Origin of the sequence: Marinobacter sp. S6332, from assembly GCF_023016045.1 — a bacterium.
GTDB lineage: Bacteria > Pseudomonadota > Gammaproteobacteria > Pseudomonadales > Oleiphilaceae > Marinobacter.
In genome coordinates, this window is the sequence record NZ_JALKAP010000034.1 from 1 (window position 1) to 451 (window position 451).

Here is a 451-nt window from a genome sequence, read left to right on the forward strand (position 1 = left end):
TCCAGGAGCCTTGCACGTTCATCCAGCGGTGTCAGATATCCTCGTCGCTGTCCGGATCTTCGCCGTACAAGGCTTCGAGCTTTTTTGACAGCACCAGAAGCGACGTCGTCTCAGCCAGAGCTTTATCTTTGCGGCGCACTTCGGCCTTCAGTTTTTTGATGGTTTTCCGGGAATCCCTTTGTTGCTTCTGAGCGACTTTGTCCCGGTCTGGCTGCATGCCAGCGCCTTGCAGGCAAGCTTCTTTCCAGCGCTGCACTTGCTCTGGATACAGGCCTTTCTCACGGCAATAAGCACTGAGTTCGGCTTCGGACATAGAGGCCGTTTCCACTACAACAGCTAGCTTGGCCTCGGGGGACCAGTCTTCCCCGGTATTACGATTACCTGGCACGGGCATTCCTTGTTGTCGACACTGTTTCAACCAACTATACAGAGTCACATCGGAGATGCCTTC

The 451-nt window shown here is 54.1% G+C and carries 1 protein-coding gene; it reads right to left on the bottom strand.

All coding sequences use genetic code 11. From position 1 onward, the window contains the following. Positions 1–31: 31 nt before the first annotated feature. A partial coding sequence (locus tag MWU62_RS18855) for a transposase (protein ID WP_247116267.1) occupies positions 32–451 on the bottom strand: 420 nt, incomplete at its 5' end.